General features: G+C 44.4%; 5 protein-coding genes. All 5 read right to left on the reverse strand.

All coding sequences use genetic code 11. The annotated features are described in order from the left end of the window. Positions 1–307: 307 nt before the first annotated feature. From SLU01_RS14945 to SLU01_RS14965, 5 genes are read right to left on the reverse strand one after another with little or no spacing between them, the layout of a single operon-like run. On the reverse strand, positions 308–1,288 hold the full coding sequence (locus tag SLU01_RS14945) for a biotin--[acetyl-CoA-carboxylase] ligase (RefSeq protein WP_147059767.1): 981 nt from the start codon (positions 1,286–1,288) through the stop codon (positions 308–310). Next, a complete protein-coding gene (locus SLU01_RS14950) occupies positions 1,266–2,453 on the reverse strand; it encodes a CCA tRNA nucleotidyltransferase (protein WP_147059770.1) in 1,188 nt (395 codons plus the stop codon). Before SLU01_RS14950 ends, SLU01_RS14945 begins: the two co-directional genes overlap by 23 nt. Then, on the reverse strand, positions 2,453–3,586 hold the full coding sequence (gene bshA, locus SLU01_RS14955; protein ID WP_147059772.1) for an N-acetyl-alpha-D-glucosaminyl L-malate synthase BshA: 1,134 nt from the start codon (positions 3,584–3,586) through the stop codon (positions 2,453–2,455). The genes SLU01_RS14950 and bshA overlap by 1 nt, the downstream gene beginning before the upstream one ends. A gap of 23 nt (positions 3,587–3,609) precedes the next feature. After that, entirely contained in the window at positions 3,610–4,410 is an 801-nt protein-coding gene (gene dapB, locus SLU01_RS14960) for a 4-hydroxy-tetrahydrodipicolinate reductase (protein ID WP_147059774.1), read from the reverse strand. Continuing rightward, positions 4,410–4,745, reverse strand: coding sequence for a nucleotide pyrophosphohydrolase (locus SLU01_RS14965; RefSeq protein WP_147059776.1), 336 nt, complete (start codon positions 4,743–4,745; stop codon positions 4,410–4,412). The genes dapB and SLU01_RS14965 overlap by 1 nt, the downstream gene beginning before the upstream one ends. Between the last annotated feature and the right edge of the window lie 88 nt (positions 4,746–4,833).

Raw genomic sequence — 4,833 nt, forward strand, 5'->3', positions numbered from 1 at the left:
AGTTTGAATGAAAGGAGAAAACCGAAAAGAAAAACCCTTCATGCCAAAAATGGACAGAAGGGTTGTGTATGCTAGCAGATTGGTTTCCTCCGTCCCTGTCTTTCACAAGATCAAGGCAGATATTATTGAGTTGTTGTTGTTTCTTGCAGGTGCAGTTCCGGTTGATACTGCCCTTCGCCATAACTATAGCAAATGAAACTATATTTGTATATATGAAATAAACTAATAATATGCAATCGGGTGTGTGCGGTTGATTTCCGCTTCAGGCGGACGCTTTCCGCTACAATCAACTAAAAGAGTCCTACTATTATTGAAGTACAATATCCGCTGAATAAATACCTCTTACTGAACCGTCATCGAGGCGAAGTTCTAATAGACCTTCTTCAGAAATGCCTAAGGCGGTGCCTTCTATTGTTTCGTTCAACATGACGGCTCTTACTCTTTTGCCGGCTGTGTTTGAATAGCCTTCCCAGAGTAGTTTGATTGGCCCGAAGCCATGTTTTTCGTACATTTTTGTATATAATTCCAAGTAGTTAAGGATGCCGGCAATGAGTTTTGCTCGGTCGATATGCTCTCCGGTTGCCATTTTTAATGATGTTGCAATTGGTTTCAGTTCGTCCGGGAAATCGTCTTCGCCTTGGTTGACGTTCATGCCGATTCCGATGATGATTGCTTTTACCCGGTCGGGATCGGATTGCAGTTCGGTCAGGATGCCCGTCATTTTTTTACCGTTGATCATTATATCGTTCGGCCATTTGATTGTCGCTTCTAGTTGAGTGAGTTCTTCGATCGCGCGGACGATGGCGACGGCAGAAACTAATGTCATTTGTGGTGCCTGTTGCGGCATTAAGGAAGGCCTGATGATCAAACTCATCCAGATTCCTTTATTCGCTGTCGAGCTCCATGGCCGGGACAATCTTCCCTTCCCTGCTGTCTGCTCTTCTGCAACGATGAGTGTTCCGTCCGCTGCTTCAGCCTGAGCGGCATCATGTGCAATGATCTGTGTTGATTGTACGCTCTCATAATAGTCAATCGTTCTACCGTACGATGAGGTTCCGAGATGCTTTTGGATATTCGCTGAATTCACTCGGTCTGGCGAAGAGATGAGGACATACCCTTTTTTACGGATAGAAGCAATTTCATATCCGTCTTCTTCAAATTCTTTTATATATTTCCAAATGGCTGTTCTGGACAAACCGAACTGTTCAGCAAATTCTTGTCCTGAAACCGGTTCGCCTTTCGCTTCAAATAGCCGCTTCAATAATTCATTTTTCACGTTTGTATTCATTGAGAAACCATCCCTTTATCTTTTCCGCGTCATTCGGACAAGTACGGTAGAGCACTGCCTTTTCAATTTTGTCCATCCATTCGCCTACCCATCTTCCGCCTCTTTGCTCAGTCCACGTCATAAGGTCTCTGCCATCGACCTCCAGTTCGTCCTTTGATCTGATTGGCAATTCCCGCTGATTTTGGACCATTTCATCCTCAGATATCCGGTATTCTGTTGGATGAAAGGCATGCCACACCTTTTCCGCGGCAGTCAATACATCAAAAGTAAATCGATAATAATGGTCGGTCGTAAACCGCCCTGTCAGTCTGCTATCGAACGCGTCTTGGACGGCGGTTAAGAAAGCCTTCTCACGATTGGACATCTTATAGGCAGCCGCAATTTCACCGGCAGTGAATTGACCGCTTAGCATCAATGCCGACCAACCTTGTGCAGCTGCTGTAAACGGCGCGCAGGAGGCTAACCGATGAACCTCATCCGGGAATTTTGGCAAATGCTCCGATAAGCCGGTCTCCACAATATAGGTCAACGCCTTTTCCGGTTCGATGCCCATCCATAACTTGTCCATTTCCACTTTGATCCGTTCCACGGAAACGTGCTGAATCATTTTCGCATAGTCCGAAATTGCCTTGAGCGTATATTTTTCAATATCGAATCCTAGTACCGAGGAAAACCTTACAGCCCGCACCATCCGCAATGCATCTTCATCAAACCGATCACTTGCATTGCCTACCGAGCGTATCACCTGTTTTTCAAGATCTTCCTTCCCGCCAAATGGATCGATCAATTCACCTTCTAGCGTTAAGGCTAGTGCATTGATTGTAAAATCACGTCTCTGCAAATCTTCTTTTAATGATTTGACGAATATCACTTCATCGGGTCTTCGATGATCGGTATATGTACTTTCTGTGCGATATGTCGTAACTTCTATCGGCTCATGATCCATCATGACGAGTACGGTTCCATGAGCAATGCCAACGTCGAACGTATGGGGGAATACTCTTTTCACCTCATCTGGTGATGCTGATGTTGCAATGTCGATGTCAGAAGCATCTTTCCCCAATAGATAGTCCCGAATGGAGCCGCCGACAAATACGGCTTCGTGCCCGGCGCTCTCCAATTGCTGAATGACTTTTCGGCTTGAATCTGTTCCGAATGCATTCATTATTTCAATTCCGCCACTTTGTAATAAAGTTCTTCATATTGTGCAACGATAGATGCTGAATCGAATTTTTGATGGACTGTGCGCATTGCATTCTCCTGAAACAATTTATGTTTAACAGGATCTTGCAAAAGCCATAATGCTTTATCGGCAGCACTTTCGACGTCGCCCAGTTCAACAAGGTAGCCGTTCTCTCCATCCTCTATCACTTCCGGTATGCCGCCAATATTGGTCGCAATTGCAGGGACCCCACACGCAAAGCCTTCTAACAGGACAAGCCCAAAAGCCTCTTTTTCGGATAATAGGAACATGAGGTCACTAATTGCCAGTAGTTCAGGCAGATCGTCACGTTTATCCGTGAAGATGATGTCATTAGCCAATCCTTCTCGCTTCGCCTTTTCCATCATTTCGATCTTTTCAGGCCCAGTACCGACTAATAGCAGTTTCGAATTGATTTCCTTTCGGATCGTCTTAAAACTATCGATGATATCTGAAATCCTTTTAACACTTCTGAAGTTCGAAACATGGATGATGACTTTATCATTTTCATTGATTCCCAAATCTTTTTTTAATGAACCCGGATGAACAGGCTTATATTTCTCTTCATCGATAAAATTGTAAATCGTCAGTATTTCTTTTTCAGGTTCAATCAATGAAAATGTCTCTTGTCGAAGAGATTCAGAAACAGCCGTCGCTATATCCGATTTCTCGATGCCGTAACGAACCGTATTTTTTAACGCAGGATCATGACCAAGTATCGTCACGTCCGTGCCGTGTAATGTTGTGATGACCCCAATATCCGATTTCGCCATATCTTTGGCAAGCGCTGCTGAAATGGCATGTGGCACCGCATAGTGCACATGCAACAGATCAAGCTTTTCTTTCTGGATTACATGCGCAATCCTATTCGCCAAGGCGATATCGTATGGAGGGTATTTAAAAACGGCATAGCCATCTATGATAACTTCATGGAAATGAATGTTTGGATGGACATCCATTAAACGGAATGGCCTGCCGGAAGAGATATAATGCATTTCATGACCTCTTTCCGCCATTTTCATTCCAAGTTCAGTCGCAACAACGCCTGAACCTCCCAATGTAGGGTAACAAATTACACCGACTTTCAACTTTTTCATATAATCACCTTTCATGCAACGCGTTAATCGATAATATTTTCCAAGCCGTAAATCAGATCATTACGACCGATCACTTTGCGAACCGCCATCATAATACCTGGCATGAAACTTTTTCGATCGAAAGAGTCATGTCGGATTGTCAGCAATTCCCCTTCGCCTCCAAGAAGCACTTGCTGATGGGCAAGCAATCCCGGTAAGCGGATACTATGGATTTTCATCCCTTCCACATCAGCTCCGCGAGCCCCTTGCAAATGAATTTGCTCTTCTGGGTGGCCTTGAATATGCGGAGGGCGATTTTCTTTGATCATTTCCGCTGTTTTGACAGCCGTTCCTGAAGGGGAATCCAATTTTCGATCATGGTGCATTTCAAGTATTTCAACATCGCCTAAATAGCGCGCTGCCTGTGCGGCAAATTTCATCATCAGTACCGCGCCTATCGAAAAGTTTGGCGCAATGATTCCCCCTGTTCGCGTCGACTCCACGAGTTGTGCGATTTCCTGCAACTCCTCATTCGTCAAACCAGACGTGCCGACGACAGGATGGATGCCAAGTGCTAAAGCCTCTTTCACATTGTGAAAAACAGCATCCGGATCCGTCACGTCTAAAAGCACAGCGGGATGATGTTCTTCAAACAAAGTGGAAAGCGATGTGTATATCGGAATCCCCAGTTTTCCGTCATTGACGGAAGCATTATGTAAATGCAGCCCATCGTATTTATAATCAAGTGCAGCAACCACTTCTGCATCGGCTGCTTCCTCAATCGCTTCAATCGCAGTCGTTCCCATTCTTCCACGGGCACCCGCTATTGCAACTTTAATTTTCATCAATTTCCACCCTTTCGCGTCCAGCGATCAGCATCGCGCTCTTTAAATTTCTGTAAGACGGCTGATAAGGCATTCTCCAAATCGATTCCTTGAGAATTCGCAAAGCTGATAAGGACAAATAGCAAATCACCTGTCTCTTCTTCCAACGACCTGATCTCTTCAGTCGCTTTTTTCTTTTTCATACCGTACACATGTTGGACTTCTCTGGAAAGCTCCCCTAACTCTTCTGTAAGTCGTGCCATCAGTTCCATTGGAGGAAAATATCCCTCTTCAAAACCCGATATATAAGTATGAACATCTTCTTGAAGACTTTTCAAAGTTCTAGCTTGTTCCATTTGCTTCATTTCCCTTCATTTGTTATCGTATTCATTCATAGTACTATTGTCAAAAATCAGGTATCATTAAACTAAAGCGCAGGGCGCC

The organism is Sporosarcina luteola, from assembly GCF_007991495.1.
Lineage (GTDB): Bacteria > Bacillota > Bacilli > Bacillales_A > Planococcaceae > Sporosarcina > Sporosarcina luteola.